Annotated in this window: 34 protein-coding genes; 17 read left to right on the top strand and 17 right to left on the bottom strand. The window is 73.3% G+C overall.

The window, feature by feature from the left end; genetic code table 11:
- Positions 1–46: 46 nt before the first annotated feature.
- Positions 47–1036, top strand: a complete 990-nt coding sequence (locus KSK32_RS05450; protein WP_030271317.1) for an RNA polymerase sigma factor RpoD/SigA — start codon at positions 47–49, stop codon at positions 1034–1036.
- 72 nt (positions 1037–1108) lie between these two features.
- Here KSK32_RS05450 and KSK32_RS05445 read toward each other — a convergent pair whose 3' ends face one another.
- A complete protein-coding gene (locus KSK32_RS05445; protein WP_216929100.1) occupies positions 1109–2074 on the bottom strand; it encodes an NlpC/P60 family protein in 966 nt (321 codons plus the stop codon).
- A gap of 415 nt (positions 2075–2489) precedes the next feature.
- Here KSK32_RS05445 and KSK32_RS05440 point away from each other — a divergent pair, with 415 nt between their 5' ends.
- Entirely contained in the window at positions 2490–3008 is a 519-nt protein-coding gene (locus tag KSK32_RS05440) for a DUF6232 family protein (protein ID WP_216929098.1), read from the top strand.
- A gap of 7 nt (positions 3009–3015) precedes the next feature.
- Here the strand turns inward: KSK32_RS05440 and KSK32_RS05435 are convergent, their stop codons facing one another.
- Together KSK32_RS05435 and KSK32_RS05430 are read right to left on the bottom strand one after the other, a co-directional pair.
- Positions 3016–3345, bottom strand: coding sequence for a DUF3817 domain-containing protein (locus KSK32_RS05435; RefSeq protein WP_216929090.1), 330 nt, complete (start codon positions 3343–3345; stop codon positions 3016–3018).
- A gap of 25 nt (positions 3346–3370) precedes the next feature.
- The gene (locus KSK32_RS05430) at positions 3371–3793 is read right to left on the bottom strand and encodes a hypothetical protein (protein ID WP_216929088.1); all 423 of its coding nucleotides are present in this window, start codon (positions 3791–3793) and stop codon (positions 3371–3373) included.
- Between the two features lie 122 nt (positions 3794–3915).
- Between KSK32_RS05430 and KSK32_RS05425 the strand changes: the two genes are divergently transcribed.
- Genes KSK32_RS05425 through KSK32_RS05415 form a run of 3 tightly spaced genes read left to right on the top strand, consistent with a single transcriptional unit; the run spans position 3916 to position 5106 of the window.
- A complete protein-coding gene (locus KSK32_RS05425; RefSeq protein ID WP_216929086.1) occupies positions 3916–4215 on the top strand; it encodes a DUF6158 family protein in 300 nt (99 codons plus the stop codon).
- Positions 4215–4532 carry a hypothetical protein gene (locus KSK32_RS05420; protein ID WP_216929084.1) on the top strand — a complete coding sequence of 106 codons (318 nt, stop codon included), beginning with the start codon at positions 4215–4217 and terminating at the stop codon, positions 4530–4532. Before KSK32_RS05425 ends, KSK32_RS05420 begins: the two co-directional genes overlap by 1 nt.
- A 34-nt stretch (positions 4533–4566) precedes the next feature.
- A complete protein-coding gene (locus KSK32_RS05415) occupies positions 4567–5106 on the top strand; it encodes a DUF1360 domain-containing protein (RefSeq protein WP_216929083.1) in 540 nt (179 codons plus the stop codon).
- Positions 5107–5161: 55 nt separating this feature from the next.
- Here the strand turns inward: KSK32_RS05415 and KSK32_RS05410 are convergent, their stop codons facing one another.
- From KSK32_RS05410 to KSK32_RS05400, 3 genes are read right to left on the bottom strand one after another with little or no spacing between them, the layout of a single operon-like run.
- Positions 5162–5371 (bottom strand): hypothetical protein, encoded by a 210-nt coding sequence (locus KSK32_RS05410; RefSeq protein ID WP_216929081.1) that lies wholly within the window; start codon positions 5369–5371, stop codon positions 5162–5164.
- A gap of 27 nt (positions 5372–5398) precedes the next feature.
- Positions 5399–5632, bottom strand: a complete 234-nt coding sequence (locus KSK32_RS05405) for a hypothetical protein (protein WP_018786980.1) — start codon at positions 5630–5632, stop codon at positions 5399–5401.
- 40 nt (positions 5633–5672) lie between these two features.
- Positions 5673–6770, bottom strand: coding sequence for a 3-deoxy-7-phosphoheptulonate synthase (locus KSK32_RS05400; RefSeq protein ID WP_216935827.1), 1098 nt, complete (start codon positions 6768–6770; stop codon positions 5673–5675).
- Positions 6771–7025: 255 nt separating this feature from the next.
- Here KSK32_RS05400 and KSK32_RS05395 point away from each other — a divergent pair, with 255 nt between their 5' ends.
- Positions 7026–7241, top strand: a complete 216-nt coding sequence (locus KSK32_RS05395; RefSeq protein WP_216929079.1) for a hypothetical protein — start codon at positions 7026–7028, stop codon at positions 7239–7241.
- Here the strand turns inward: KSK32_RS05395 and KSK32_RS05390 are convergent.
- Positions 7216–7929 (bottom strand): phosphodiesterase, encoded by a 714-nt coding sequence (locus KSK32_RS05390; RefSeq protein WP_216929077.1) that lies wholly within the window; start codon positions 7927–7929, stop codon positions 7216–7218. The genes KSK32_RS05395 and KSK32_RS05390 overlap by 26 nt on opposite strands.
- A gap of 85 nt (positions 7930–8014) precedes the next feature.
- On the opposite strand from KSK32_RS05390, the gene KSK32_RS05385 reads away from it, so the two are divergent.
- The 7 genes from KSK32_RS05385 to KSK32_RS05355 all read left to right on the top strand — a co-directional run bounded on the left by KSK32_RS05385 (position 8015) and on the right by KSK32_RS05355 (position 15605).
- A complete protein-coding gene (locus KSK32_RS05385) occupies positions 8015–9304 on the top strand; it encodes a pitrilysin family protein (protein ID WP_216929075.1) in 1290 nt (429 codons plus the stop codon).
- Positions 9304–10647 (top strand): pitrilysin family protein, encoded by a 1344-nt coding sequence (locus tag KSK32_RS05380; protein WP_216929073.1) that lies wholly within the window; start codon positions 9304–9306, stop codon positions 10645–10647. The genes KSK32_RS05385 and KSK32_RS05380 overlap by 1 nt, the downstream gene beginning before the upstream one ends.
- A gap of 97 nt (positions 10648–10744) precedes the next feature.
- Complete coding sequence (locus tag KSK32_RS05375; protein ID WP_216929071.1) at positions 10745–11767, top strand: aspartate-semialdehyde dehydrogenase; 1023 nt, start codon at positions 10745–10747, stop codon at positions 11765–11767.
- Between the two features lie 99 nt (positions 11768–11866).
- Entirely contained in the window at positions 11867–12535 is a 669-nt protein-coding gene (locus KSK32_RS05370) for a TMEM175 family protein (protein ID WP_216927948.1), read from the top strand.
- Between the two features lie 64 nt (positions 12536–12599).
- On the top strand, positions 12600–13016 hold the full coding sequence (locus KSK32_RS05365) for a CBS domain-containing protein (RefSeq protein WP_216927949.1): 417 nt from the start codon (positions 12600–12602) through the stop codon (positions 13014–13016).
- Positions 13017–13173: 157 nt separating this feature from the next.
- Positions 13174–13545 carry an SCP2 sterol-binding domain-containing protein gene (locus KSK32_RS05360; protein ID WP_216929064.1) on the top strand — a complete coding sequence of 124 codons (372 nt, stop codon included), beginning with the start codon at positions 13174–13176 and terminating at the stop codon, positions 13543–13545.
- A complete protein-coding gene (locus KSK32_RS05355) occupies positions 13545–15605 on the top strand; it encodes a glycogen debranching N-terminal domain-containing protein (RefSeq protein WP_216929062.1) in 2061 nt (686 codons plus the stop codon). Before KSK32_RS05360 ends, KSK32_RS05355 begins: the two co-directional genes overlap by 1 nt.
- 6 nt (positions 15606–15611) lie before the next feature.
- Here the strand turns inward: KSK32_RS05355 and KSK32_RS05350 are convergent, their stop codons facing one another.
- Positions 15612–16001, bottom strand: coding sequence for a VOC family protein (locus KSK32_RS05350; protein ID WP_216929060.1), 390 nt, complete (start codon positions 15999–16001; stop codon positions 15612–15614).
- Positions 16002–16010: 9 nt separating this feature from the next.
- Positions 16011–16670, bottom strand: coding sequence for an alpha/beta hydrolase (locus KSK32_RS05345; protein ID WP_216929058.1), 660 nt, complete (start codon positions 16668–16670; stop codon positions 16011–16013).
- Between the two features lie 99 nt (positions 16671–16769).
- Here KSK32_RS05345 and KSK32_RS05340 point away from each other — a divergent pair, with 99 nt between their 5' ends.
- Complete coding sequence (locus tag KSK32_RS05340) at positions 16770–17522, top strand: 1-acyl-sn-glycerol-3-phosphate acyltransferase (protein WP_216929055.1); 753 nt, start codon at positions 16770–16772, stop codon at positions 17520–17522.
- A 362-nt stretch (positions 17523–17884) separates the two neighbouring features.
- Here the strand turns inward: KSK32_RS05340 and KSK32_RS05335 are convergent, their stop codons facing one another.
- The 5 genes from KSK32_RS05335 to KSK32_RS05315 form a co-directional block, all read right to left on the bottom strand.
- Entirely contained in the window at positions 17885–18628 is a 744-nt protein-coding gene (locus tag KSK32_RS05335) for a hypothetical protein (protein WP_216929054.1), read from the bottom strand.
- Between the two features lie 74 nt (positions 18629–18702).
- A complete protein-coding gene (locus tag KSK32_RS05330; RefSeq protein ID WP_216929052.1) occupies positions 18703–19419 on the bottom strand; it encodes a response regulator transcription factor in 717 nt (238 codons plus the stop codon).
- The gene (locus tag KSK32_RS05325; protein WP_216929050.1) at positions 19389–20585 is read right to left on the bottom strand and encodes a hypothetical protein; all 1197 of its coding nucleotides are present in this window, start codon (positions 20583–20585) and stop codon (positions 19389–19391) included. Before KSK32_RS05325 ends, KSK32_RS05330 begins: the two co-directional genes overlap by 31 nt.
- Positions 20575–21750 (bottom strand): ATP-binding protein, encoded by a 1176-nt coding sequence (locus tag KSK32_RS05320; RefSeq protein WP_216929049.1) that lies wholly within the window; start codon positions 21748–21750, stop codon positions 20575–20577. Before KSK32_RS05320 ends, KSK32_RS05325 begins: the two co-directional genes overlap by 11 nt.
- Before the next feature lie 140 nt (positions 21751–21890).
- Entirely contained in the window at positions 21891–22691 is an 801-nt protein-coding gene (locus KSK32_RS05315) for a class I SAM-dependent methyltransferase (RefSeq protein WP_216929047.1), read from the bottom strand.
- 74 nt (positions 22692–22765) lie between these two features.
- Here KSK32_RS05315 and KSK32_RS05310 point away from each other — a divergent pair, with 74 nt between their 5' ends.
- Entirely contained in the window at positions 22766–23206 is a 441-nt protein-coding gene (locus tag KSK32_RS05310; protein ID WP_216929044.1) for a hypothetical protein, read from the top strand.
- Positions 23207–23247: 41 nt separating this feature from the next.
- Entirely contained in the window at positions 23248–23658 is a 411-nt protein-coding gene (locus tag KSK32_RS05305) for a TIGR03618 family F420-dependent PPOX class oxidoreductase (RefSeq protein ID WP_216929042.1), read from the top strand.
- 2 nt (positions 23659–23660) lie between these two features.
- On the opposite strand, the gene KSK32_RS05300 is transcribed toward KSK32_RS05305, so the two are convergent.
- Together KSK32_RS05300 and KSK32_RS05295 are read right to left on the bottom strand one after the other, a co-directional pair.
- Positions 23661–24104 carry a hypothetical protein gene (locus KSK32_RS05300; RefSeq protein ID WP_216929040.1) on the bottom strand — a complete coding sequence of 148 codons (444 nt, stop codon included), beginning with the start codon at positions 24102–24104 and terminating at the stop codon, positions 23661–23663.
- A gap of 123 nt (positions 24105–24227) precedes the next feature.
- On the bottom strand, positions 24228–24587 hold the full coding sequence (locus tag KSK32_RS05295) for a MerR family transcriptional regulator (protein ID WP_216929038.1): 360 nt from the start codon (positions 24585–24587) through the stop codon (positions 24228–24230).
- Between the two features lie 107 nt (positions 24588–24694).
- On the opposite strand from KSK32_RS05295, the gene KSK32_RS05290 reads away from it, so the two are divergent.
- Positions 24695–24889, top strand: a complete 195-nt coding sequence (locus KSK32_RS05290; protein WP_254186947.1) for a hypothetical protein — start codon at positions 24695–24697, stop codon at positions 24887–24889.
- A 205-nt stretch (positions 24890–25094) separates the two neighbouring features.
- Here the strand turns inward: KSK32_RS05290 and KSK32_RS05285 are convergent, their stop codons facing one another.
- Positions 25095–25562, bottom strand: coding sequence for an NUDIX domain-containing protein (locus KSK32_RS05285; RefSeq protein WP_216929036.1), 468 nt, complete (start codon positions 25560–25562; stop codon positions 25095–25097).
- Positions 25563–25569: the final 7 nt, after the last annotated feature.

Below are 25569 nucleotides of genomic sequence, written 5' to 3'. Positions count from 1 at the left end.
CCTACGGGCACAGCGGAGGTTACGGGGAGGGCTGATGAACGTGGGGATGGCAAGGAACCGGGCAACCGGCGCGAGCGAGGGGACCGTGGCAATCGTGGACAAGAACATCGGCATGCGTACCGACGAGGTCGCCGAGGAGCGGGACCTGGTCGGCGTCTACCTGCACGAGATCTCCCGGACGCCGCTGCTCGACGCCGCCCGGGAGGTCGACCTCTCCAAGGCGATCGAGGCGGGCCTCTACGCCGAGCACCTGCTCGACGAGGATCGGATTCCCGACGGCGTCGACCGGGAGGACCTGGAGCGGCTGGTCGTCGAGGGTGAGCGCGCGAAGGACCTGTTCATCCGCGCGAACCTGCGACTGGTCGTGTCGATCGCCCGGCGCTACGTGCGCTCCGGCATGCCCATGCTGGACCTGATCCAGGAGGGCAACACCGGCCTGGTCCGGGCGGTCGAGAAGTTCGACTACGAGCGCGGCTTCAAGTTCTCCACCTACGCGACCTGGTGGATCCGCCAGGCCATCAGCCGGGCGATCGCCCAGCAGGAGCGGACCGTACGGCTGCCCGTGCACCTGGTCGAGGACGTCAACCGGATGCGCAACGTGGCCCGGCAGCTCACCCGTGAGCTGGGCGGCGACCCGGAGCCGGAGCAGATCGCGACCGCGCTCGGCGTGACCGTCGAGCGGGTCAACGAGCTGGTCCGCTGGTCGCAGGACACCGTCTCGCTGGACACCCCGGTGGGCGACGACGGCGACACCAACCTCGGTGACCTGGTCGCCGACAGCGACGCGCCGTCGCCGGAGGAGATCGTGCTCACCGGCCTGGAGCGGCAGCGGATCGAGGGTCTGCTCAACCACCTCGACGACCGTTCCGCCGGCATCATGCGGGCGCGGTACGGCCTGGAGGACGGGCGCGAGCACTCGCTGACCGAGGTCGCGTCGCGGTTCTCGCTGTCCCGCGAGCGCATCCGCCAGCTGGAGATCCAGGCCCTCGGCCGGCTGCGTGAGCTGGCTCGCGCGGAAGGTCTCCAGGCGGCCTGACCTGGTGACAACGAACGGCGAACGGCCGGCGTCCGACAGGGGGACGCCGGCCGTTCTCCGTTCTCGTGGTGCTCAGACCCGGCCGTAGCCGGCGATCGACATGATGTTCATGCCGCGCTTGCTGACGTTGCGTCCGGCGCTCGGCGCGTCGATGATCTGGCCGTTGCCGACGTAGAGCGCCACGTGCCCGAGCCCGGAGTAGAACACCAGGTCACCCGGTTGGAGCTGGCTGCGGCTGATCCGCGTGGTGGCGCCCCACTGCCGCGCCGCGCTGTGCGGCAGCGACTTCCCGGCGGCCCGCCACGCCGCGAGCGTCAGGCCGGAGCAGTCGTAGCTGCCGGGGCCGTCCTGGCCGTAGCCGTAGGGCTTGCCGACCGCGCCGTAGGCGAACCGCACGGCCGTGCCGGCGTCGCCGGAGACGGCCGGGGGCTTGCCCGCCGAGCTGGGGTTGCCGGGCGCCTCGTTGGCCCGCCCGTACGCCCTGCGCCGCATCTCGTAGAGGTCGGACAGGTCCGCCTCGATCCGCGTCTTCGCGGACTTGAGCTGCTTGGCCTGCGCCGCCTCCCGGGCGAGCGTGACGTCCAGCCGGGTCTTCTGGTCGATCAGCCGCTGCTGGTCGGCGGTGAAGCTGGTGATGGTGCGCTGCCGCTGGCGGGTGAGCTGGTCGAGCGTGCCCAGCCGCTCCGGCAGCGTGGCCTGGCCGCCCGGGTCCAGCAGGGCCGCCGCGGTGCGCATGCCACCGGTCTTGTACGCCGTCGCAGCCAGCACGCCCACGTCGGCGCGGCTGCGTTCGGCCTGTTCCTGCAACGGCCCGATCCGGGCCTCCAACGCGACCGCGGTGGCCTTGTTGGCCTTGATGTCCTCGTTGAGCTTGTTGTAGGACTCGACGATTCGCTCCAGCTCAGTCGAGGACTTCTCGATCTGCTTCGTCAGTTCGGCGGGGGTCGGCTCGGCCCGGGCCACCTGCGCCGGGGCGAGCAGCGCGGCCGAGAGGCCGGCCACCGCGAGTGAGCGGAGCAGCATCCGTAAGGACGACAAGAGCGGAAAGCTCCTCTCCCACCGGTCGCCGGGCGCGTTCGCGACCCGGCGACACCGGCCCGGGGCCGTCCGGGTGGACGGCTGTCGACCGGGCCGACCTGGACAACCTAACCCGTGATCGCAGAAGCCGGGAGTTCAAGCAGGGGCGAAAGTTGGCAAAGTGGCGGAAAGTGATGAGCGGGAGCCGGTGGGTGGATGAGGCGACTCGCCCGATTCGTCGTTCTGGGCGGATGTCGCCAGGCACCGCCAGGCAAAGTCATGACAAAGACGGAAATCGTTCTCTGTTTCGGGCGGACAGGTTCCGGGCCGTGACCCCCGCGACCACCGAAAGCTCGAAGTCAGGTGGCGCGAGGCCAACACAATGGAGCCCGGACGGGAAATCCCACCACGGGATCCCTGCTCCCGGGAGGCCGCCGTGCAGACCGACCGCTCCGCCACCCAGCCGCCCCGCTCGCCGCGACCGGCCGCACCCAGGCTGCTCTACGCCCGGCCCGGGATCGTCGTCACCGCCGAACGCTTCACCGTCGGCCGCAACAGCTGGCCGGTGGCCGAGATCACCCAGCTCCGGACCGACCGCGGGCCGCACGACCGGCTCGCGATCCGGGCCGTCGCCGTGTCCGCCGCGATGATCGCCGCGGTCGGCCTGCTGCTCGGCTTCACCGGCGGCCTGCACCGGCTCACCGCCGGGGCGTACCTCCTGCTCGGGTCGGTCGGGCTGGTGCCACTGTCGCTCGTGCTGATCGGCGACCGTGTGCGGCCCCCGGCGCACGAGCTGTGGGGACGGGTGCGGGGCACCGAGGTGCTGCTGTTCAGCAGCGACGACGAGCGGCAGTTCGGCCAGGTCGCCCGCGCACTGGGGCGGGCCAGAGAGGCGGCGCGGCTGGGCGGCTGGGCCGACCCGCCGGCGGCCGAGCCGTGGCGGCCCGCCCGGTGAGCGGCGGTCAGCCCGCGACCGGCTCCGGCGTACGCGGCCGGGCCTCGGCGGCCACCCATCGGCTCACCCGCCGCTCGGCGTAGAACGAGACGAACGGCACGGTGCCGGCGAGCATCACCAGCAGCATCCGCTTCAGCGGCCAGTTCGCCCGGCGGGACAGGTCGAAGGTGAGCGCCAGATAGAGCATGTACAGCCAGCCGTGCGCCACGCCGACCACGCCCACCACGCTCGGGTTGTCGAAGCCGTACTTCAGCGGCATGCCGATCAGGACCAGCACCACGAGCGCCACGCCCACGATCCAGGCGATCACGCGGTACCGGGTCAAGGCTCCGCTCACCGTCGTCCGTCCTTCCGCACCGGCCTCAGCCGGGATAGTCGCCGGGCCGGGCGCCCGGATTCGCGTTCAACCAGGATAGGTAGCGGTTGTACGCGGCCAGCTCGGCGTCGTCCGCCCCGTCGGCCGGTACGGCAGGCGCCCGCACCACGCGCACCGGCCGGCGTACCGCCGGGGTGGCGGGGACCGGCTCGGCGTCGGCGGTCACCGACGGTGTGGGACCGGCCGGCGGCGCCGGATCGGCGGCGCGCAGCGCCTGGCGGACCTCACGCCACCAGACGAAGAACACGAAACCGGCGAAGACCGGCCACTCGATCGCGTAACCGAAGCTGATCGCGTTGCCACCGGCGGCTCGGGTGACCTGCCACCAGCCCATTCCCAGGCAACCCGCCACCAGCACGACCATGGCCACGTGGCGGACGATCCACGCCGGTGTCCAGAGCCGCTCCATGCCCACGAGAGTACCGGGACCGCCGGGCGTCTCCGACGCGGCGTCGTAGTCCGGGCGGGTTTGGTGACACGCCCGGTGGGCATCCGAACAGTTGCCAACCCGAACGAGACGAGGGGGCGACGATGACCGAATCGGTACGCCGGGACGCGAGCCCGGAACAGCGGGTCGCGGAGTGGGACGGCGATCACGCCCGCACCGTCGACGTCGACGGCGAGCAGGTCGGGGTGGACCCCGCGGAGCTGGACGACGAGGACCTGGTCCGGGAGATGCAGAGCCTGCACCGCACCCGGCTGGACACGTTGCGGCACGCCACCGACTCGGCGCTCGCCAACCACCTGCGGCGCACCGCCGAACTGGAGACCGAGTACCTGGCCCGGCACCCCGGCCGGGAGGTCGACCCGAGCCGGTTGCGGGACGCCTGATGGCCAGCCACGCCGAGCGCGGCATGTCCGCGCCGCCGGAGGTGGTGTTCAACACCGCGACCGATCCGGACCGCTCCTCGGCCTGGCTGCCCGAGCGGCTGCGCAACTCCGGCGCCTGCCGGGTGGAGGTCGTCGACGCCGACGACATGCGGGCCCGGTGGAGCGCCGCCGACTGGTCCGCCGAGATCGACGTGGAGCCGGCCGACGCGGGCGGCGCCCGGGTGCGGCTGGACCTGGCCGGGCCGGACCACGACCTGGCCGACGAGATCCTGGCCAACCTCGACCGCGAGGTGGCCGAGAACCTGACCGCCGGTTGAGGCCGGCCCGCACGACGAGCACGAGGAGGCCGGGTTGACCGGGAGTGGCCTGAAGCAGAAGGTGGCGCGCCTGCGCCAGGCGTACGCGCCGCAAGAGCACCGGCCGCTGGAGGGCTACCTGAAGGCGATGGGCACGTACGCCGGTGTGACCGCCGCGCTCGTCGGCCTGGTCCGCGCCACCGGCCGGCCGGTGCCCGAGCGGCCCACGCCCGCGGACGTGGTGCTGCTGTCGATCGCCACGCACAAGCTCAGCCGGCTGCTGTCCAAGGACGCGATCACCAGTCCGCTGCGGGCGCCGTTCACCCGCTACGACCACCCGATCGGCAGCGGCGAGGTGATGGAGCAGGTCCGCGACGAGGGCAGCCCGACCCGGCACGCGCTCGGCGAGCTGGTCAGCTGCCCGTTCTGCCTGGCGGTCTGGGTGGCCACCGGGCTCACCGGCGGCCTGGTGCTGGCGCCCCGGCTGACCCGGCTGGTCGCCACCGCGCTGACCGCGGTGGCCGCCTCCGACTTCCTGCAGATGGGGTACGCGGTCGCCCAGCAGGCCGCCGAGGGCGGTCGCCACGAGGCGTGACCGTGGACACGAAAGGGGGCCGGCGCGTGCCGGCCCCCTTCGCATGCGTCCACCGTCAGGTGGGGGTGGTGCCGTGGTCCTCGCCGGCCCAGCCGCGCGACGCCTCCGGTTCCCGCTCGTCCTCGTCCTCGCCGGTGATGATCTCGCGGTCCACGGCGGTGCGGTCGTGCTCGTTGGCGAAGTCCGGCTCCGGCAGCGTGTCGACGCCCTCCGGGGGCTGGCCGAGGGCCGCCAGGTGCTCGTGGTCGGGGTTGCGGTCGGTCATGTCGCGTCCTCTCGGTCTTCCGGGGGCTCAGGCGACCGTGCCGCCCAGCAGATCCGCCGCCTCGTCCGCCGCGTACTCGCCCTGCGGGAGCGCGGCGATCCGGGTGAGCAGCTCCGCCGGGAGTTCGGCGGCCACCGCCCGGCGGTAGATGTCCGCCTGGGTGATCCGCTCCTGGCCGTGGTAGATGTCGTCGAGCAGGTCGTCGAGCGGCCTGGTGTCGGGCTGCTCCGTCACGGGCGCGTCATCGGTCACGCCGACCACCTACCCGGCACCGAACCGGTCAAACGCTGCCCAACCCCGCTCAGGCCGGTGCCGGGAGCGTGGCCCGGCGGGCCCGGACGGCCTGGGCCAGGTGGTCCAGGACCTCGGCGGTGGTGTCCCAGCCGATGCAGGCGTCGGTGACCGACTGGCCGTACGCCAGCTCCCGGGTCGGGTCCAGGTCCTGCCGGCCGGGCACGAGGAAGCTCTCCAGCATGATCCCGACGATCCCGCGCTGGCCGGCGGCGAGCTGCGCGGCCACGTCGGCGGCGACGAGCGGCTGGTTGCGGTGGTCCTTGCCGCTGTTGGCGTGGCTGGCGTCGACCACCACCCGCTCCGGCAGTCCCGCCGCCCGCAGCAGCTCCAGCGCCCCGGCCACCGACTCCGCGTCGTAGTTCGGCCGGCCGCCACCGCCGCGCAGCACCAGGTGCCCGTCCGCGTTGCCCCGGGTGTGCATGATCGCCGGGGTGCCGGAGACGTCGATGCCGGGGAAGACGTGCGGCACACCGGCGGCCCGGATCGCGTCCACGGCGGTGGCGATGCTGCCGTCCGGGCGGTTCTTCATGCCGATCGGCATGGACAATCCGGAGGCGAGCTGCCGGTGCACCTGGCTCTCCACCGTCCGCGCGCCGATCGCGCCCCAGGCCACCGTGTCCGCGATGTACTGCGGGGTGATCGGGTCGAGGAACTCGCAGCCCACCGGCAGGCCCAGCCGCAGCACGTCGAGCAGGAGCGCCCGCGCGGTACGCAGGCCCGTGTTCACGTCGCCGGAGCCGTCCAGCGCCGGGTCGTTGATCAGGCCCTTCCAGCCCACCGTCGAGCGCGGCTTCTCGAAGTAGACACGCATCACCACGAGCAGGTCGTCGGCGACCCGGGCGGCGGTCTCGCGCAGCCGGCCCGTGTACTCCAGGGCGGCGGCCGGGTCGTGCACGGAGCAGGGGCCGACGACGACGAGCAGCCGGTCGTCGGCGCGGTCCAGCACCCGGCCGACGGCCCGCCGGCCCGCCACGACGGCCTCGGCCAGCGGGGTGTCGAGCGGCAGGTGGTGGTGCAGCAGGGCCGGGGTGGTCAGCGGCACCACACGGTCGATGCGCTGGTCGATGACCCGATGGGCGTCCTGGGACGTGGTCACGGTGGGGATTCCTTCCGCCGACCGTGCCCCCCGTGCCGGGTCCGGGGGATCGAGCCGGCTGCTCGCATACGAAAGGGCAGGGAAAAGATCCCTGCCCGGCCGGCTCGAAGAGGTGGTGACGTCAGCTCATGGTCGAGTCACCGGCTCCTCCAGCCGGCTGCCTAAACCATCGATACGACCGCGTCACGTCGGCCAGCGTACCCGACGCGCGCCGGAAGTCCCGCTGTCGTTCCGAACACTGGAACGCGGGGTATGGGAACAGTCATGAGTCACCATCAGAGCGACCAGGAACGGATCGAGTCCCGAGCGCATCTGCTGCCGGAGGAGGCGGCGGCGGGCAGCGACGACGCCCAGGCGCAGGCCGACGCCATCCTCACCGAGTCCGACATCCGCGAGGCGGACCAGAACGCCGCCCCCGACACGGTGCTTGAGCACCGCACCTCCGAGCAGACCGTCACCCCCGTCGAGCCGCCCGACTGAGCGCCGCGCCCCGGCCCCGGCGGGAACCCCGGTAACTGTCGTCCCGCAGCCGGGCCAGCGGGCCGGTCAGGCGCAACCCCGGCGGCACGTTGCCGATCGGGTCGAACGCGAGCGCGGCGTCCTCGGCGGCGCCGCGCTCGTCGTCGAGGCGTACCTCGCCGAACGGCCGCCACCGGCCCACCGCCGACGCCACCGCCAGCACCAGCCGCGGCTCGTCGGCCGCGACCGCCGCGCCCGCCTCGGCCAGGCCGCGACCCAGGTCGGGTGACTCCGGGTCGGCCAGCACGGCCAGGAACAGCCGCCGTCCGTCGGCCCGGAACGGCATGATCGACGTGTACGTCCCGGTGAAGCGACGCCGGGGTACCGGTAGGTTCCGCAGCACCGGCGCGGCGCCGCTGGAACTCCACAGCAGGTCCACCGGCGGCTCCGGGTCGCGGTGCAGCCGGACCGCCACGCCCAGCACGTCCGGCCAGCGGCCCGGCGTCGGCACGCCCTTGGACAGGCGGATCGTGGCCGGCCACCGGCCCGGCAGGTCGAGCATCGGCACCCCGGTCGGCGGTCCCGGCGTACCCCAGATCCGGGCCTGGCCGGCGAACGTGCGCCCGGCGGGGTGCAGCAGCCGGGAATGCCGGAGCCGGGCCAGCGCGGCGGCGGCGCGCTCGACGGCGGAGGGTGTGGTGGCGGCCATGCCCGCACGGGTACCCCGGCGGGCACCGACGATGCTCCGGCGCGCGTGTCACCTTTCCGCCTCCGAGATCGGATAGCGTCGTCTCATGCCCGACAGCGGTTTCCCCTGGCCGATCGAGACGACCCGACTGGACAACGGCCTGCGTGTGGTGGTGAGCGAGGACCGCACCGCCCCGGCCGTGGCGGTCAACCTCTGGTACGACGTGGGCTCACGCCACGAGCCGGCGGGACAGACCGGCTTCGCCCACCTCTTCGAGCACCTCATGTTCGAGGGCTCGGTGAACGTGGCGAAGACCGAGCACATGAAGCTGATCCAGGGCGCGGGCGGCTCGCTCAACGCGACCACCAACCCGGATCGGACCAACTACTTCGAGACGGTCCCGGCCGAGCACCTGGAACTGGCGCTCTGGCTGGAGGCCGACCGGATGGGCGGGCTCGTTCCGGCGCTGACCCAGGAGACGCTGGACAACCAGCGCGACGTGGTGAAGAACGAGCGCCGGCAGCGCTACGAGAACGTGCCGTACGGCGACGCGTGGCTGCGCCTGCTGCCGCTGCTCTACCCGCCCGGCCACCCGTACCACCACGCGACGATCGGGTCGATGGCCGACCTGAACGCCGCCGACCTGGCCACCTTCCAGGAGTTCCACAGCACCTACTACGCGCCGAACAACGCCGTCCTCACAGTGGTCGGCGACACGGAGGCGGCGGAGGTGTTCGCGCTCGCCGACAAGTACTTCGGCGGCCTCGCCGCGCGCGCCGACATCCCGGCCGCGCCGGACGGCCGGACCGTGCCGGCCACCGGCCGCCCGGCGGTGGAGACGGTCACCGCCGACGTGCCCGCCCCCCGCGTCTACGTCGCGCACCGCACCCACCCGTTCGGCACCCAGGGGTACGACGTGACCACTGTGCTGGGCACCGTGCTCGGCAGCGGCCGGGGCAGCCGCCTCTACCAGCGGCTCGCCGACGGGGAGCGGATCGCCCAGCCGGACCTGGTCGGCGCGTACGGGGTGGACCTGGCGCACGCGCCCGCCCCGCTGATCGCCACCGCCACGGCTCGTCCCGGGGTGAGCGCCGAGCGGCTGCGCGACGGGCTGGCCGCCGTGGTCGACGAGTTGGCCACCGTGCCGGTGACCGCCGCCGAGCTGGACCGCGCCAAGGCGCTGCTGAGCACGATGTGGTGGCGGCAGATGTCCACTGTCGACGGCCGGGCCGACACGCTCGGCCGGTACGCCACCCAGTTCGGCGACCCGGCCCGTGCGGCCGACCGGCTGCCGGCCTGGCTCGCGGTGACCGCGGAGCAGATCGCCGAGCAGGCCGCCGAACTGCTCGGCGCCGCCGACCGGGTGATCCTGACCTACCTGCCCGAGGAGAACTGATGTCGCTGATCACCACCCGTCCCGGCCCCGGCGCCGCCCGCGCCTACCGGTTCCCGCAGGTGGTCCGGCGGTCGGCGGCCGGCGGCCAGGTGGTCGCCGCGCACCTGCCCGGGCAGAACCTCGCCGTCGCGTTGCTGCTGCTCGACGGCGGCGCGGGCCGGGAGCCGGTCGGCAAGGAGGGCCTCGGGGCGGTGCTGGCCAAGGCGCTGGAGGAGGGCACCGCGCAGCGGGACGCCACCGCGTACGCGCTGGCCATCGAGGCGCTCGGCACCGAGCTGGCGACCGGGCTGGACTGGGACTCGTTCCAGGTGAGCGTGCAGGTGCCGGTGGACCGGCTGACCGCCGCCGTGGAGCTGCTGGCCGAGGCGGTCCGTACGCCCCGGCTCGACCCGGCCGACGTGCTGCGCGTACGCGACGACGAGGCCACCGCGCTGCGGATGGACTGGGCCAACCCGGGCCCGCGTGCCGACGCGGTGTTGCGGGCCGAGCTGTTCGGCGCGCAGCACCGGTGGGGCCGCCCGCTCTACGGCGACCCGGACAGCGTCGCCGCGCTGGAGGTGGACGACGTCACCGTCTTCCACTCGGAGTGGTTCATCCGCCCCGGCACGCTCGTCGTCGCCGGTGACCTGGAGCGGATCGACCTGGACGCGCTCGCCGCGACGGCGTTCGCCGGCGCCGGCGGCGGTCCGGTGGAACGCGGCGGCCCGATCGACGTGCCGCTGGCCGGGCAGCGGCGGATCATCCTGGTGGACCGGCCCGGCTCGGTGCAGTCGACGCTGCGGCTGGGCCACCCGTCCCCGCACCGCGCCCACCCCGACCACGTGCCGATGACGCTCGCCGGCACCGTGCTCGGCGGCGCGTTCACGTCCCGGCTCAACCACCTGATCCGCGAGGTACGCGGCTACACGTACGGGATCCGGGGGGACTTCGCCTCGTCCCGACGGTTCGGCCGGTTCGCGGTCAGCTCCGGCGTGCAGACCGCGGTGACCGCGCCGGCGCTCGTCGAGTCGGTGGGCGAGATCTCACGCACCCAGCTGACCGGCGTCACCGAGGACGAGCTGGAGGTGGCGCGTTCCTGGCGGGCCGGGCAGCTCTCGGTCGAGTTGCAGAGCCCGCGGGCCATCGCCGCGGCCCTGAGCACGCTGGTCGTGCACGACCTGCCGGACGACTACCACGCGCGGCTGCGGGAGCAACTGCTCGCGGCGACCGTCGAGGACGTCTCCGCGGCGGCCGCGACCTACCTGCACCCCGAGTCGCTGACGTTGGTGATCGAGGGGGACGCGGCGGTCATCCGGGACGAGCTGGTCGCCAGCGGTCTCGGCGAGGTGGTCGACCACACGTGACCGGGCGGGGCGGCGGGCCTGTGATTCCCGTCGCCCCGCATCCGCGCGGTGGGAAACGTTTCCCACCCGCACCGCCCGGCTGGGTAGCCTCGCGGGCATGAGGATCGGCATTGTGGGAGCCACCGGTCAGGTCGGTGGCGTCATGCGGCAGGTGCTGGCGGAGCGCGAGTTCCCGGCGGAGCAGGTGCGCCTGTTCGCCTCGGTCCGGTCGGCCGGGCGCACGCTGCCCTGGCGCGACGGCGAGGTCACCGTGGAGGACGCGGCCACCGCGGACTACCGCGGCCTGGACATCGTGCTCTTCTCGGCGGGCAAGGGCACTGCGAAGGAGCTGGCTCCCCGGGTCGCCGAGGCCGGCGCCGTGGTGATCGACAACTCCTCGGCGTTCCGGATGGATCCGCAGGTGCCGCTGGTGGTGGCCGAGGTCAACCCGCACGCGATCGCGGACCGCCCGAAGGGCATCGTGGCCAACCCGAACTGCACCACGATGGCCGCCATGCCGGTGCTGCGCCCGCTGCACGACGAGGCCGGGCTGGTCAGCCTGGTCGTCGCCACCTACCAGGCGGTCTCCGGCGCCGGCCTGGCCGGTGTGGCGGAACTGGACGAGCAGGTCCGCAAGGTGGCCGGGGACGCCGCTTCGCTCGCCTTCGACGGCCGGGCGGTGGAGTTCCCGGCGCCGCGCTCGTTCGCCCGTCCGATCGCCTTCAACGTGCTCCCGCTGGCCGGTTCGATCGTCGACGACGGCTCCTTCGAGACGGACGAGGAGCAGAAGCTGCGCAACGAGAGCCGCAAGATCCTGGAGATCCCCGGGCTGAAGGTCTCCGGCACGTGCGTGCGGGTGCCGGTCTTCACCGGCCACTCGTTGCAGATCAACGCCCGGTTCGCCCGGCCGATCGACCCGGCCCGGGCCCGTGAGCTGCTCGACGGCGCGCCCGGCGTGGCGCTGCGGGACGTGCCGACGCCGCTGGAGGCGGCCGGCCAGGACCCGACGTACGTCGGCCGGATCCGGGCCGACGAGACCGTCGAGTACGGGCTCGCGCTGTTCTGCGCCAACGACAACCTGCGCAAGGGCGCGGCGCTGAACGCCGTGCAGCTCGCCGAGCTGGTCGCCGCCGAGCGCTGACCCGCCGGGCGTCCGTGCCCGGGCCACCCGGCACGGACGCCCGCACAGCGGGTATGCCGGGTCGCCGGCCGTTCCGCGCCGGCGAGGGCGGAGGTGCCGATGGCGGCCGAAGGAGACACCGGTGACGCCGGGATCCTCCCGGACACCGGCCGGGCGATCGGGTTCAGCGACGGGGTCTTCGCCATCGTCATCACGCTGCTGGTGCTGGACCTGCGGGTGCCCGAGACGGCACCGGGCGGGATGCTGCGCGCGCTGCTCGACCAGTGGCCGGTCTACCTCGCCTACGTCACGTCCTACCTGTACGTGGCGGTCAACTGGCTGAACCACAAGGGGACGTTCCACCGGGTCCGCTGCGCCGACCGGGGACTGCACTGGGCGAACCTCGGCGTGCTGTTCAGCGTGGCGCTGCTGCCGTTCGTCACTGCGCTCGTCTCCCGGGCCGTGGAAGAGGGCGACGTCTTCGACGAGCGGGTCGCGGTGTCCGCGTACGCGCTCGTCGGCGTGATCCTGTCCATCACCTGGCTGTGGCTCTACCACTACCTGAGCCGGCACCGGGAACTGCTGGAGCCGCACGTTCCCGCCCGGTTCTTCGCGGCCGAACGCGTCCGGGCGCTGCTCGGCGTGTTCGCGTACGCGATCGCCGGTCTGGTGGGCGTGCTGCTGAGCATCCCGGCGGCGCTCGTGGTGCTCCTGCTCCTGCCGGTCTTCTACGGGCTGTCCAGCAACGGCTTCTACGACCTGCGCCGGCGCCTGCGCCGCCGCCGGTGACACACGCGTTACCCCGCCCGCGGCGGCGGGTAGACCGCGGTGCCGACACCGAGAGGGGAGCACCATGACAACGGTCGGAGAGTTCATGACGACCCGGTTGGTGACGATGGACGGCAACGACACGCTCATGGCCGCCGCGCAGGAGATGCGCGACAGTGCCATCGGCGACGTGGTGGTGACCGACGGCGACGACGTGGTCGGCATCGTGACGGACCGGGACATCACGGTACGGGGCGTGGCCGAGAACATGGACCCCACCGCCACCCGGCTCAACCAGATCACCACCAAGGACGTGGTGACGGTCAGCCAGTACGACGACGCCGTGGCCGCCGCCGACCTGATGCGCACGTACGCGGTCCGCCGCCTCCCGGTGGTCGACGACGGGCGTCTGGTCGGCCTGATATCCATGGGTGACCTGGCGGTGGAGCGGGAACCCCAGTCGGTGCTCGCGGACATCAGCGCCGACGACCCCAACAACTAGGCCTGTTCGCCGCGATGACGCCGGCTCCCGGTTCGGGGGCCGGCGTCGCGCGTCGCGACGGTGCCGCGCTCACCCGATTCGGGCGAGGTTGGCCCCGGATCCGGTGGGGACACGGGCCTCGGACAGGTGGACCGCGGACGCGGGAGGAGTCGCTCGGATGGTGGACATGACCACGAGATTCTTCGAGGACCTGGATCGGCGGGGGTTCGAGCCCCTGCTGGCCAAGACATCCGGAACGCTCCGCTTCGACCTGCACGAGGGCCCGCACACCACGCACTGGGTGCTGGAGATCGATCACGGCAGGCTGCGGGTCCGGCAGGCGGACGGCGAGGCGGACACGGTGGTCGGCACCGAGCCGCGCCTGTTCGCCGAGCTGATCGGCGGTGAGGAGAACGCCATCGCGGCGCTGCTGCGCGGTGACATGACAGTCGTCGGTGACCTGCGGCTCGTGTTGCAGGTCGAGCGGGTCTTCCCCGGTCCGCCGGACTCCCGCGGACCGCACCACACGTTCAGCGGGAGGGGTGCCTGATGCCCGGGAACAACACCGTCCGGATCCTGGACGGCAACACGTTCGTGGTCAGCGAGGACACCGGCGACATCGAGGCCACACCGAACGAGCCGACCGGCCTGTTCTCGCTCGACACGCGGTACCTGTCGAAGTGGGTGCTCACCGTCAACGGCGAGCGGCTCAACGCGTTGTCCTACGACGACCTCCAGTACTACGAGGCCCGGTTCTTCCTGGTGCCCGGCATGGCCACGCACTACGTCGACGCGAAGCTGTCGATCATCCGGGAGCGGGCGGTCGGCGGCAGCTTCCGCGAGACGCTGACCATCCTCAACCACGACGAGAAGGCGGTCGACCTGCAGATCCGGATGGACGCGGGGTCCGACTTCGCCGACCTGTTCCAGGTCAAGGACGAGATTCTGAACAAGAAGGGCGAACAGTACGCCGAGGCCGAGTCGGACCGGCTGCGCCTGGGCTACCGGCGCGGCAACTTCCGGCGGGAGACGATCGTCTCCGCCGACCAGCCGGCCCGCTACGACCAGCGGGGCTTCGCCTGGAGCATCCGGCTGGAACCCAACGAGCAGTGGGACGCCGTCATCGACGTGCAGACGTTCGCGATCGGCCCCGCCGGCCGGGACCTGCGATTGGGACTGCGCGCGCACGGCACCGAGCGGCTCGCGCTCCAGCACGACCTGGAGGAGTGGATCAGCCGGGCCCCGAAGGTGAACAGCGAGCACGAGGAACTCGCCGCGACGTACCGGCGGAGCCTGGTCGACCTCGCGGCGCTGCGGTTCTCACCGCTGTCGCTCGGCGGGCAGACGCTGCCCGCAGCCGGCCTGCCCTGGTTCATGACCATGTTCGGCCGGGACAGCATCCTCACCTGCCTCCAGGTGCTGCCGTTCGCGCCGGACATGTCGAAGACCACGCTGCGCATCCTCGCCGCACTTCAGGGCACCCGGTTCGACGACTTCCGGGACGAGGATCCGGGCCGGATCCTGCACGAGATGCGGTACGGCGAGACCGCCGCGTTCGAGGAGCAGCCGCACTCGCCGTACTACGGCTCGGTGGACGCGACCCCGCTGTTCGTGGTGCTGCTCGACGAGTACGAGCGGTGGAGCGGCGACGGTGCGCTGGTCAAGGAGATGGAACAGGAGTGCCGGGCCGCGCTGAAGTGGATCGACGACTACGCCGACCTGCTCGGCAACGGCTACATCTGGTACGAGCGGCGCAACACCGACACCGGCCTGGAGAACCAGTGCTGGAAGGACTCGTGGGACTCCATCTCGTACGCCGACGGCACGCTGCCGCCGTTCCCGCGGGCCACCTGCGAGGTGCAGGGGTACGCGTACGACGCGAAGATGCGGGCCGCCCGGATGGCCCGGGAGTTCTGGGGCGACCCCGTGTACGCCGATCAACTGGAACGCGAGGCGGCGGAGCTGAAGCGGCGCTTCAACGCCGACTGGTGGGTCGCCGACCGCGGCTTCTACGCGCTGGCGCTGGACCCGGACGGACGCCAGTGCGACGTGCTCAGCTCCAACATCGGCCACCTCCTGTGGAGCGGGATCGTGGACGACGAGCGGGCGCCGAAGATCGCCGAGCATCTGGTCGGCCCCCGGCTCTGGTCCGGCTGGGGGGTGCGGACGCTGGCCGAGGGCGAGGTCCGCTACAACCCGATCGGCTACCACAACGGCACGATCTGGCCGTTCGACAACTCGTTCGTCGCCTGGGGCCTGCGCCGGTACGGCTTCGCCGAGGAGGCCGCCACCGTGGCCAACGGCATCCTCGACGCGGCCACCTACTTCGACGGCCGGCTGCCGGAGGCGTTCGGCGGCTACCAGCGCGAGCTGACCAAGTTCCCGGTGGAGTACCCGACCGCGTGCAGCCCGCAGGCCTGGTCCACGGGTGCGCCGTTGCTGCTCTTGCGCACGATGCTGGGTCTGGAGCCGCACGAACAGCACCTGGCGGTCGACCCGCGGCTGCCGGTGGGCATGGGACGGATCGAGGTGCTGGACATCCCGGGCCGCTGGGGCCGGGTGGACGCGTTCGCCCGTGGGCGCCTCGACCTCGACGAGCTGGCCGACTGAGCCGGGTCAGTGCCCGGGTGGCGACGCGGTGTGGGCCTCGTTCGGCGGGAGCAGGCAGAACTCGTTGCCCTCCGGGTCGGCCAGCACGGTCCAGCGCGGCAGCTCGCGGACGACCGTCGCGCCCGCCTCCAGGACCGCGGCCCGCTCCTCGGCGTCGCCGACCAGGTCGAGGTGGATCCGGCCGGGCGCGGGCAGCATGTCGGCGGGGCTGATCCACAGGTCCGGGCGCCGCCCGTGCGGATCGCGCAGCAGCACCGCCTCGGCCGGGGCGAGCGTGCCCTCGGTGAGCCTCACCCGGTCCGCCTCGACCACCGGCATCCCGGTGACCGCACTCCAGAACGGAGCCAGCAGGTAGGGATCACGGCAGTGGATGACGATCGCGGCGAGGTCGGGCATGCCTCGAACCTAGTCGCCGGCGGCGGTGGGCAGGACGTTGTCCAGGAACGCGGCGGCAGTCGCGCGCAGGTCGGGCCGGGCCAGGTCGAGCGCGTGACCGCCGTGCGTGAGCCACAGATGCGCCGGGTGCCCGGCGGCGAGCAGCCGGCCGGTCAACTCGACCGGCTGGGCGGCCGGCACCGCCTCGTCGTCGCGCCCCTGGACCAGCAGCACCGGCACGCCGGAGCCGCTGTGGGTGGCGACTGTCGCGTCGACGGTGGCCGGATCGCCCGCGGCCGGCGGATGACCCAGCAGGTCGGTCCACGGGTCGTCGCCAGGCGCGCGCCGGCGCCGCTGTTCCGGGTCGAGCGGGTCGACGGGGGCCCAGTACGCGAGTACGCCCGCCACGTCGCCGGGCCGGTCCACCCCGCGCAGGCCGAGATGGAGGGCCAGCATCCCGCCGGCCGAGTCGCCGCCCACCAGCAGCGGCAGGCCGCGCGCCCCGGCCCGGGCGGCCCGGGCCGCGGCGCGCACGTCGTCGAGCTGGGCCGGCCAGCGTGCCTGGTGGGAGAACCGGTACGCGGCCCCGACCACGCGCAGCCCGAGGGACGCGAGCGCGGCCCCGTCCTCCTCGGCGCGGGCGCGCCAGCCTCCGCCGTGGATCCAGAGCAGCACCGCGCGTTCGGTCATGGCGTCATCGTCGCCGCGCCCGGGCCGGCGCGCGACCCGGGTCTGCCGAGGGCAGATCGGCCCTACGGTCGCGTAACCTACCCGGGGTAAAGTTTCTACATGTCGGAACTCGTGTACCCCCCTGTGATCACCGCCGCGAAGACGATGTTCCGGCTCCTCGACCTGCGCCTGGACGTGTCCGGCAGCGAGCACGTGCCGCACACCGGCGGCGCCGTCCTCGCGTCCAACCACGTGAGCTACCTCGACTTCATCTTCTGCGGCTACGGCGCGCACCCGGCCAGGCGGCTGGTCCGGTTCATGGCCAAGGACAGCGTCTTCCGGCACCGCGTCTCCGGTCCGCTGATGCGCGGCATGAAGCACATCCCGGTCAACCGTGCCGCCGGCGCCGGCTCGTACGCCGCCGCGGTCGCCGCGCTGCGCCGGGGCGAGGTGGTCGGCGTCTTCCCGGAGGCGACGATCAGCCGCTCCTTCACGGTGAAGGACCTGAAGAACGGCGCGGCCCGGATGGCGCAGGAGGCGAACGTGCCGCTGCTGCCGGTAGCGCTCTGGGGCACCCAGCGGCTGTGGACCAAGGGCCGCCCGCGCACGCTGACCCGCCGGCACACGCCGATCACCATCGTCGTCGGCGAGCCGATGGACCCGGCCGCCTACCCGGACGCCTCGGTCATGACCGCCGACCTGCGTACCCGGCTGTCGGCGCTCGTCGACCGGGCCCAGCGGGAGTACCCGGACAAGCCGTCCGGCCCGGACGACGCCTGGTGGCAGCCGGCCCACCTGGGCGGCAGCGCGCCGACCCCGGAGGAGGCGGCCGAGCTGGACCGGTCCGAGCGCCGCACCCGCAGCGCCTCCTGACCGCGCCGCCCCCGGCGGGCGCGGGCTTGCCCTGCGCCCTCGGGAGATCTTGGTACGAAAGGGCCCCCATAGGGCCGTTTCCTACCAAGATCTACGGCGATCTCATAATTCAGGACGTTTGTCCCATCTAGTGGTGCACGATCGGTGCGCCATGGGCGCTGGAGCAGGAGTGCGGTCGAGTCAGCGACGTCGGCCGGCATCGGCTGGCCGGCGGGGGTGGCAGCGCCCGGACCGTGTGGGCCTGCCAGCTCGGTAGCAGGGTGGGCGGGCGGGCCGCCTCGTGTCGCGGTCGGCTTCAGCCGGCTCGAACAATCGTCGGGCGTCTCGCCCGCCGCCGTTCGCGCGACCGCGTACGGGGAGCTTCAGCAGGCGGAACCGGGCTGGTCGTGGGCGGGGAAGCCGGACCACGCCCACGGCGACGCCTCGGCCTCCGGCGGACGGTAGTAGTCGTCGCGGGACAGGAACTCCACCGGCAGCGAGCCCGGAAGCGTCACGGTGCCCAGCGTCGGGCCGGGGGAGGCGGCCACCCGGACGGCGAGGACGTCCCGTTCCGGCGGGGACAGATCCACAAGTTCGGCGTTGGCAAGCCGGAAATCGGCCACCGCGCGGCGTACCTGCCGGGCCAGCGCGGCGACCGGACCGACCGGGCCGGTCAGCGCCAGCGCCGGCTGCCGGATGGTGCGCAGCGCGTCGCACACGATGCGCAGCTCGCCGATGCCGTCGCCCACCTCGGCCAGCTCCAGCCGGGACGGCCACTGCCAGCGGATCTGGCCGCTGACCAGGCGGGACAGCCGGACCGGACGCCGGTGCCGGGCACCCGTCCGGCCGTCCCGCCCGGAGACCACAGACAGTTCGGATCCGGTGCAGACGTACGCCAGCCGGCGCTCGGTCACGGTGACAGTCGCCGGGGCGGGCAGCGACCAGCAGCGGACGTCCTCGCTCGGGCCGAGCAGGTGACCGGTGACACGCAGGCAGTGCTGCCCGAGCATGCGTTCGCCCGGCTCGGGCACCAACTCGTAGCGCCGGTCGAGCACGGGACGGGTGGGGTCGTCGTCGGCGTCGAACCGATGCGGTCCGACGAAGAAGGGTGTGGCGTCCTCCGGCACGGTACGACCTCCCGGTGACGGTTGGCGGTACCGGTGAGCCTGCCCGGTTCCCGGGGTGACTGTCATGACACCTGTTAGGGGGTCGGCCGGTCGGCCGACGCCTGCGACCGGTAGATGCCGATATCTTCCGGTCGGACGAGCCCGTCCTCGATCGCCCGGGCGAGCAGTGCCGCCTTCGTGGCGGCCGGACGCCCCGCTCGGGTGTACTTGATCCGCGCACGGTCGACGTACTGCTTCACCGTGTGCTCGCTGATCTGCATCCGGCGCGCCACCGACGCCTTCGACATCGACTGGAACCACAGCAGCAGCGCCTCGCGCTCCTTGTCCGACAGGGACGGACGATCCGGGCGGGCGTCACCGACCATCGCGCCGGCCAGCGCCGGCGGCACGTACGGCCGGTCGCTCGCCGCCGCCAGCACCGTGGCCACGCAGTGCTCGCGTCCCTCGTGCTTGGCCAGGAAGGCGACCGCCCCGGCGTCGAGCGCGGCGAGCATCGTCTGCGGGTCGCTGTGTTCGGAGTAGACCACCACCCGGCGCCCGTCCGCGCTCAGCTCGGCCAGCTTGTCCAGCACCATCCGGCCGTGCAGGCGAAGGTCGAGCAGCACCACCTCGGCGTCCGGTGCGGCCCGCAGCACCTCGTCCGGGTCGTCGCCGGTGGCCAGCACCCGCAACCGGGGTTCGCCGGCCAGCCAGGCGCGCACCCCGTCGATCACCACCGGATGGTCGTCCACGATCGCCACCCCGATCGGGGTTCCGGCGTTCACGTTCGCCGCCAGCGGGTCTGCGTCCATCTGATCTCCCCGTCCCGCTCGTGCAGGTGTTCCACCGGCCCGTCCGCGCCGGTCGTCGGCTCGTCCGGGCCGACGTGATCCGGTGTCACCAGGCTGACCACCACCTCGTCCGGGCCCGCGACCACGGTGAGCCGGGCCCAGCCCTCGGCGGCGGCGAGCGACCCGGTGAGCGGGTCGGCCAGCCCGCGCCGGATCTCCACCGGCAGTTCCGGTGGCGTGCCTACCGACACCAGGTCGATCGGCAGCCCGTTCCGCTCCGCCAGGTCGGCCGCCGCGCGCAGTTCGTGCAGCAGCGCGTCCGGCACGTCGTCCGACTCGGCGATGAGCCGGCGCAGCCGGGCCGCCGCCAGCACCGCGCGCCGCCGTACCGCCGGGTCGGCCGGGTCGGCGTCGCCCGCCGCGAGTTCGGCCAGCACCTCCTCGGCGGCGCCGCTGACCAGCGCCAGCCGTGCCTGCCGCTCGGTGCGGGCCCGCTCGGCCGCCGCCTGCTCCGCCGCCACGGCGAGCGTCGCCGCCGCGGTGGCCGCCCGGTCCCGGGCCTGCGCGGTGAGCGCCGCGGCGCCGACGAACACGGCCACCGGCAGGGTGGAGGTCCCGTAGAGGTACATCGCGGCCCGGCTCAGGTCGGCCGGGTCGGTCGCCCCGTACAGCACCACCGCCGCCAGCGCGATCGTGCCGTGCGCGGCGAGCATGACCAGCAGCCAGCGCACCGGCCGCCGCCAGAGCACCAGCAGGAAGAACCAGGCCAGGCCGCCCCACACCCAGTTGGCGGTGCTGAACAGGAACCGCTCGCCGGCCCCGGCGACCACCGCGGCGTCGATCACCAGCAGCGCCACGGCCAGCGGCCCGGCCGCCGGCAGTCCGCCGCGCAGCAGCCGTACACCGGCCCCGACCCCGACCAGAGCGGTCACCAGCCAGCCCGCCGCCACCACGGCCGGGACGGCCATCCCCGGTCCCGCCCGCAACACGGCCGGCAGCGTGACCGCCAGGTGCCAGGCCGCCGCGATGACGATCGCGGCGATCCGCGCGCCACCGTCTGACGCGTCGGCCACCGCGTGCGCCTCCGGCGGGGCGGTGGCCGCTCCGAAGCGCGTCGCCGCCCGCGGCCGGGGCAGCGGGCGCAGCGCGGGGCCGGCCGTCACCGCCGTACCCGACTCACTCGCCATCGGACCACTCCAGTCGAATCCGGGTGCCGGCGCCAGGGGCGGAAGTCACCAGCGCCCGGCCGCCCACAGTGCTCATCCGCCCGTGGATCGACTCGCGCAGCCCGTACCGGTGGGCCGGGACCGCGGACGGGTCGAAACCGGGACCGTCGTCGACCACCTCGACCACGACGGTGCCGCCCTCGCGGGCCAGGCGCAGCGACGCGGCCGCGCCCGGCGCGTGCCGCGCCACGTTCGCCAGCGCGGCGGCGGCACTGTCGGCGAGCGCCGTGGCGACCTCCACCGGCAGCCGGCACGGCGCAAGCGTCGCGGTCACCGCCGGCCCGGGCGTCCCGGCGAGCACCTCGCGCAGCCGTTCGTCCAGGTTGGTCTCGCCGGCCGTGGACGCGGTCCGCGCGCCCGCCAGGGCGGAGAGGGTACGCAGATCGTCCGCGCACCGCTCGCGCAACGTCGCCGAGTCGGGTACCGCGCCGAGGCCGACCATGGTGAGCGTGCCCAGCATGGTGTCGTGCAGGTCGCGGTTCTGCCGCCGTTCGGCCTCGCGGGCGGCGCGCGCCACCACCGCCTCGTGGGACAGACGCTGGTAGTCGGCGAACGCGGCGTCGGCGCGGGCGATCCGGCGGCGCATCACCGCTGTCATCACCGCCGCACTGCCGGTCTGCACCAGCAGCGTCCCGGCGTGCGCCCGTGCCTCGACCGGGTCACCGGCCAGCGTGGTGCCGGTGACGTACGCGGCGGTGACCAGCAGGGCGGCCGGCACGGACCAGCGGGCCGGGGCAGTGGCCTGCGCGTTGATGACGGTCGAGCTGGCCAGCACCGCGATCCAGCTCGCCTCGCCCGGCAGCACCTCCGGCGCGACGAGCCACGGGACGGCGAGCGCGGCGGCGGTGGTCAGCGCCACGTCACCGGCGACCAGCGCGCCGCCGATGCCGTGCCGGAACGCGCGGAACGCGTACCAGACCGACCAGGCGGTCAGCACGACGATCGCGGGGACCAGCAGCGCCACCCGCACCGGCGGCGTACGCACCGACAGCGCGACCACCGCGCCGACCAGGCCGCAGGTGAGCCGCAGCAGCGCCGGCAGGGTGGTGAAGATCAGGCTGAACGCGTCACCCGCCGGGCGGGCCAGCGGGGCCCGTGACAGGGGCATGGCGGCAGCGACCGGCATCGGGGAGATGTCCTTCCGGCAGCGACCCGGCCGGGTCCGCGCGGCAAAGATTGACGCTGGAGAATAACACGCTTTGTCGCAACTGGTCACCCTTGGTGCTTGACGAGTCTCGCTCCGGCGTCAAGCAGCCTGCGGTCCGGTCAGCGGCGCGCGGCGGCGAGCAGGTGGGCGCTGGCGCCGAGGATCGCGGCATCCCGCTCGAACGTCTCGGCGCAGGCCAGCGCGTCGGCGAACAACCGCTCGTGCGACCCGGTGCGGAGCGCGTTCAGCAACGGCCACAGTGGACCCTCCACCCCGTACACCTCGGGGGTGGGCAGCCCGGCCGCGACGAAGTCGGCGGCCAGTTCCTCCGGCCGATGGAAGAACGCGGTGGTGAAGCCGGTGCGCGGATCGTTCACGCCGGTCTCGTACTCGGCGCGCAGCAACCGCCGGTTGTGCTCGTCCACGCGGCCCTGCGCGCTCAGGTCGATCAGCGCGGCGTGGCGGCTGATCGCCGCCGCCACGATCGTCCCGCCCGGCCGGGTAACCCGCGCCGCCTCGCGTAGCGCCGCCACCCGGTCGGCCTGCCGCGGCAGGTGGTAGAGCGGGCCGAGCAGCAGCGTCGCGTCCGCCGCCGCGTCGGGCGACGGCAACGCGCGGGCGTCACCCACCGACGCGGTCACCAGCGGGTACGCGGACCGCGCCGCCGCCACGTGCGCGGGCACCAGGTCGACCAGGTGCACCCGGTAACCGGCCGCCGCGAGCGGGCCCGCGTACGCCCCGGGACCGCCGCCGACGTCCAGCACGTTCGCCGGTGCGGCGGGCAGCAGCCGGGCGAGCAGACCCCGGGTACGCCGTGCCTCCAACCGGCCCTGCGGCGACCCGTCCAGCCGGTCGGCCTCGGCGTAGACCTCGGTGTAGTAGCGACTGATGTCCGGTTCGGCCGGGCGGTGTGCGGGCATCGACCGATGGTCGCCGAGAATCGGAGGACGGGCATCCGGTTTTGCTGTTGCCGGGCCCGCATACCCTGCCGGGCATGGCATACCAGCCGGCCATGGTGCCGCCGAAGAAGTCCAAGCGGACCCTGTTCGTCGTGCTCGGCGTGGTGCTGGCGATCTGCTGCTCAGGCGGTGTGCTCGGCGGCTTCCTTCTGTTCCGGGCCGTGCAGGACGCCACCGGCCCGGCACGGTCCGCTGTCGAGACCTTCTCCGGGGCGATCGTCGACCGCGACTATCCGGCCGCGTACCGGCAGCTCTGCTCCCGCGTGCGCGACCGGGTCAGCGAGGCGGACTTCACCCGGCAGCAGTCCTCCCAGCCGGACTTCACCGGCTACGACATCGTCGGACTGAACGTGTCGAACAACAACGGCCGGGTCAGCGGGTCGGCGACCGTACGCTTCACCCCGGCGGTCGGCACCAACGTGACGCAGGCGTTCCCGCTGGTCAAGGAGGACGGGGATTGGCGCATCTGCGAGTGAGCCGGTAGCGCGCGTCCGCGCGTACCTGATCCACTTGTCGCATGGCCTCGTCTCCCACCCCACCGCTTCCGCCGGCCGTCGCGGACCGGCTGGCCCGCGAGCACAACGTCTGGCTCTGCACGCTGCGCCGGGACGGCTCCCCGCACGTCACGCCGGTGTGGTTCGTCTACGCCGACGACGTCTGGTGGATCGGCTGCGAGGGGCGCAGCGTCAAGGCCCGCAACGTGGCGGCCGACCCGCGCGTCTCACTCGCCCTGGAGGACGGCGTGCACCCGGTCGTGGCGGAGGGCGTCGCCCGCCTGCACCGTGCCGGCTTCCCGCCCGCCGTCGTCGCGGCGTTCGCGGAGAAGTACGGCGGATGGGACATCCGGCAGCCGGTCACGCCGGACGGTGAGCGGGTGCTGCTGGAGGTGTCCGTCCGGCGGTGGCTGCTCGCCGGAACGGCGCGCTGACCCTAGTCGCCGGAGAACCCCCAGAAGTAGATCTCAGTCGGGGCGCCAGTGTCGTCGTGCAGTACGGCGTACCTGCCGAACCAGCGCTGCTCGGCCAGCGGCGCGAGCGCCTCGACGTGCGCGCGGGTCGGCCTGGCGACGCCCGCTCGGGTCAGCGCCTCCGCCTCGGTCACCCGCTGGAACGTCCCGAAGCCGGGCTCCTCGCCGTCGGTCAGCACCCGCGTCATGTCCAGGACGGAGTGCGTGCCGGACTCCTGGACCCGCTCGTCCGCCCACAGTTCCTCCTCGCTGCGGGGGCGGTCCGGGAAGTCGGCGGCGGACGTGAACTCGCCCGGCACCGCCCACCAGTAGTCGCCGGCCGCGAAGACCTGTCGGCGCAGGTCGTTCAACGCGGCCTGCGGATCGGGCCGATACGCCACGAAGTAGTTCCAGCCCGATGCGCCCACGCTGCCTCCCGGTGATCCCGCTCGTCGCCGCCACCGTCCGGCGGCGCACACGATCATGCCCGGGACCACCGACGAAACCGGCGGGTCACGGGTCGTCGCGGCTCGCCGGTGGCCGGGCCGCGCCTACGGGTGGGTGTCGGTGATCGCGATGACCTCGTCGAGGCGGTCCAGCGCGGCCCGGAGGTCGTCGACCTTGGCCTGGATGCGCTCGCGCTCGGCGCGCAGCATGGCCCGCTGTGCGGGGTCGGTGTGCCCGGCGTCCCAGCACGGCAGGAGTTCCGCGATCCGGCTGCTGGTCAGGCCCGCCGCGTACATCTGCTGGATGAACCGCACCAGCGTGACCGTGTCCGGCCGGTAGAGGCGCTGGCCGGACGCGCTTCGCCGAGGGAAGAGAAGACCCTGCTGCTCGTAGTAGCGCACGGCGCGCACCGACACACCGGCGTCGCGCGCCACCTCGCCGATGCGGATCAGCGGCTCGGTCACGGTGACCCCTCTCACCCCGGTCTCGGCGTTCAACACTTGCCTCTGACGTCAACGTCAGGTTTTAGCGTACCGGGCATGGACATCAACGACTCGATCGCCCTCGTCACATGTCAGCCGGCTGGCCCGTGGACAAGATCGCGCCGGCGGACCTGGCCGACGCGGCGCTCGACGGCGTCGAGGCGGGTGCCGCCGAGGTCCTCGCCGACCAGTGGAGCCGCGACGTCAAGTCCCGGCTGACGCTGACGCCGGAGGAGTTCAACGCCGCGATGGACCGGGCCCTGGCGGCGCTGGCGGCGGCCTGAGATGTTTCAGCCGGCCCGTCCGTCGCGTCATGCTCGCGGACGGGCCGGCGGTACTGTCCCGGCCGTGGCCGCGTTCGACGCGCAGCCGTCGGCCGCCCTTCGACGCGCAGCCGTCGGCCGCCCTTCGACGCGCAGCCGTCGGCCGCCCTTCGGCGCGGAGCCGCTGGCCGTCGTCGGCCGGAGTCGCTGCGCGAAGCGGTCGCCGTCACCCGGCGAGGTGGCCGGTGGCCCGCAGCAGGGCCCGTGAGAAGCGGTTGAGATCGGCACCGGCTAGCTGCGGTGGGGTGAACCAGTCCAGCTCGCTGATCTCCTCGTGGTCGGGGATCGGCTCTCCGTCGGCGATGGTCGCCTGGTAGACCGCGGTGACGTAGGCGACCCGGTCGCCGTTGGGGTAGGTCACCTCGTAATCGGGGCCACCGAGCACATCCAGCAGCTGCGGCCGGCTGATCCGCACGCCGACCTCCTCTCGGATCTCACGCACAGCCGCCTGGGCCGGGGACTCTCCGATGTCGACAGCGCCGCCGGGTACCGCCCACCCGTTCCCGTCCTCGGCATGACGTACGAGCAGGATCCGTGCGCGATCGTCGACGACGACGACCGAGACCGACGGCATCTGGATCAACTCGTGGCCGATCATCGTCCGGAGCCGGGCCAGGTGCGGGGAGATGACCATCAAGGCA

Source organism: Micromonospora sp. WMMB482 (assembly GCF_019038635.1).
GTDB lineage: Bacteria > Actinomycetota > Actinomycetes > Mycobacteriales > Micromonosporaceae > Micromonospora > Micromonospora marina.
The sequence above is the reverse complement of the archived record's forward strand: the minus strand, read 5'-3'. Positions and strand labels throughout refer to the sequence as shown.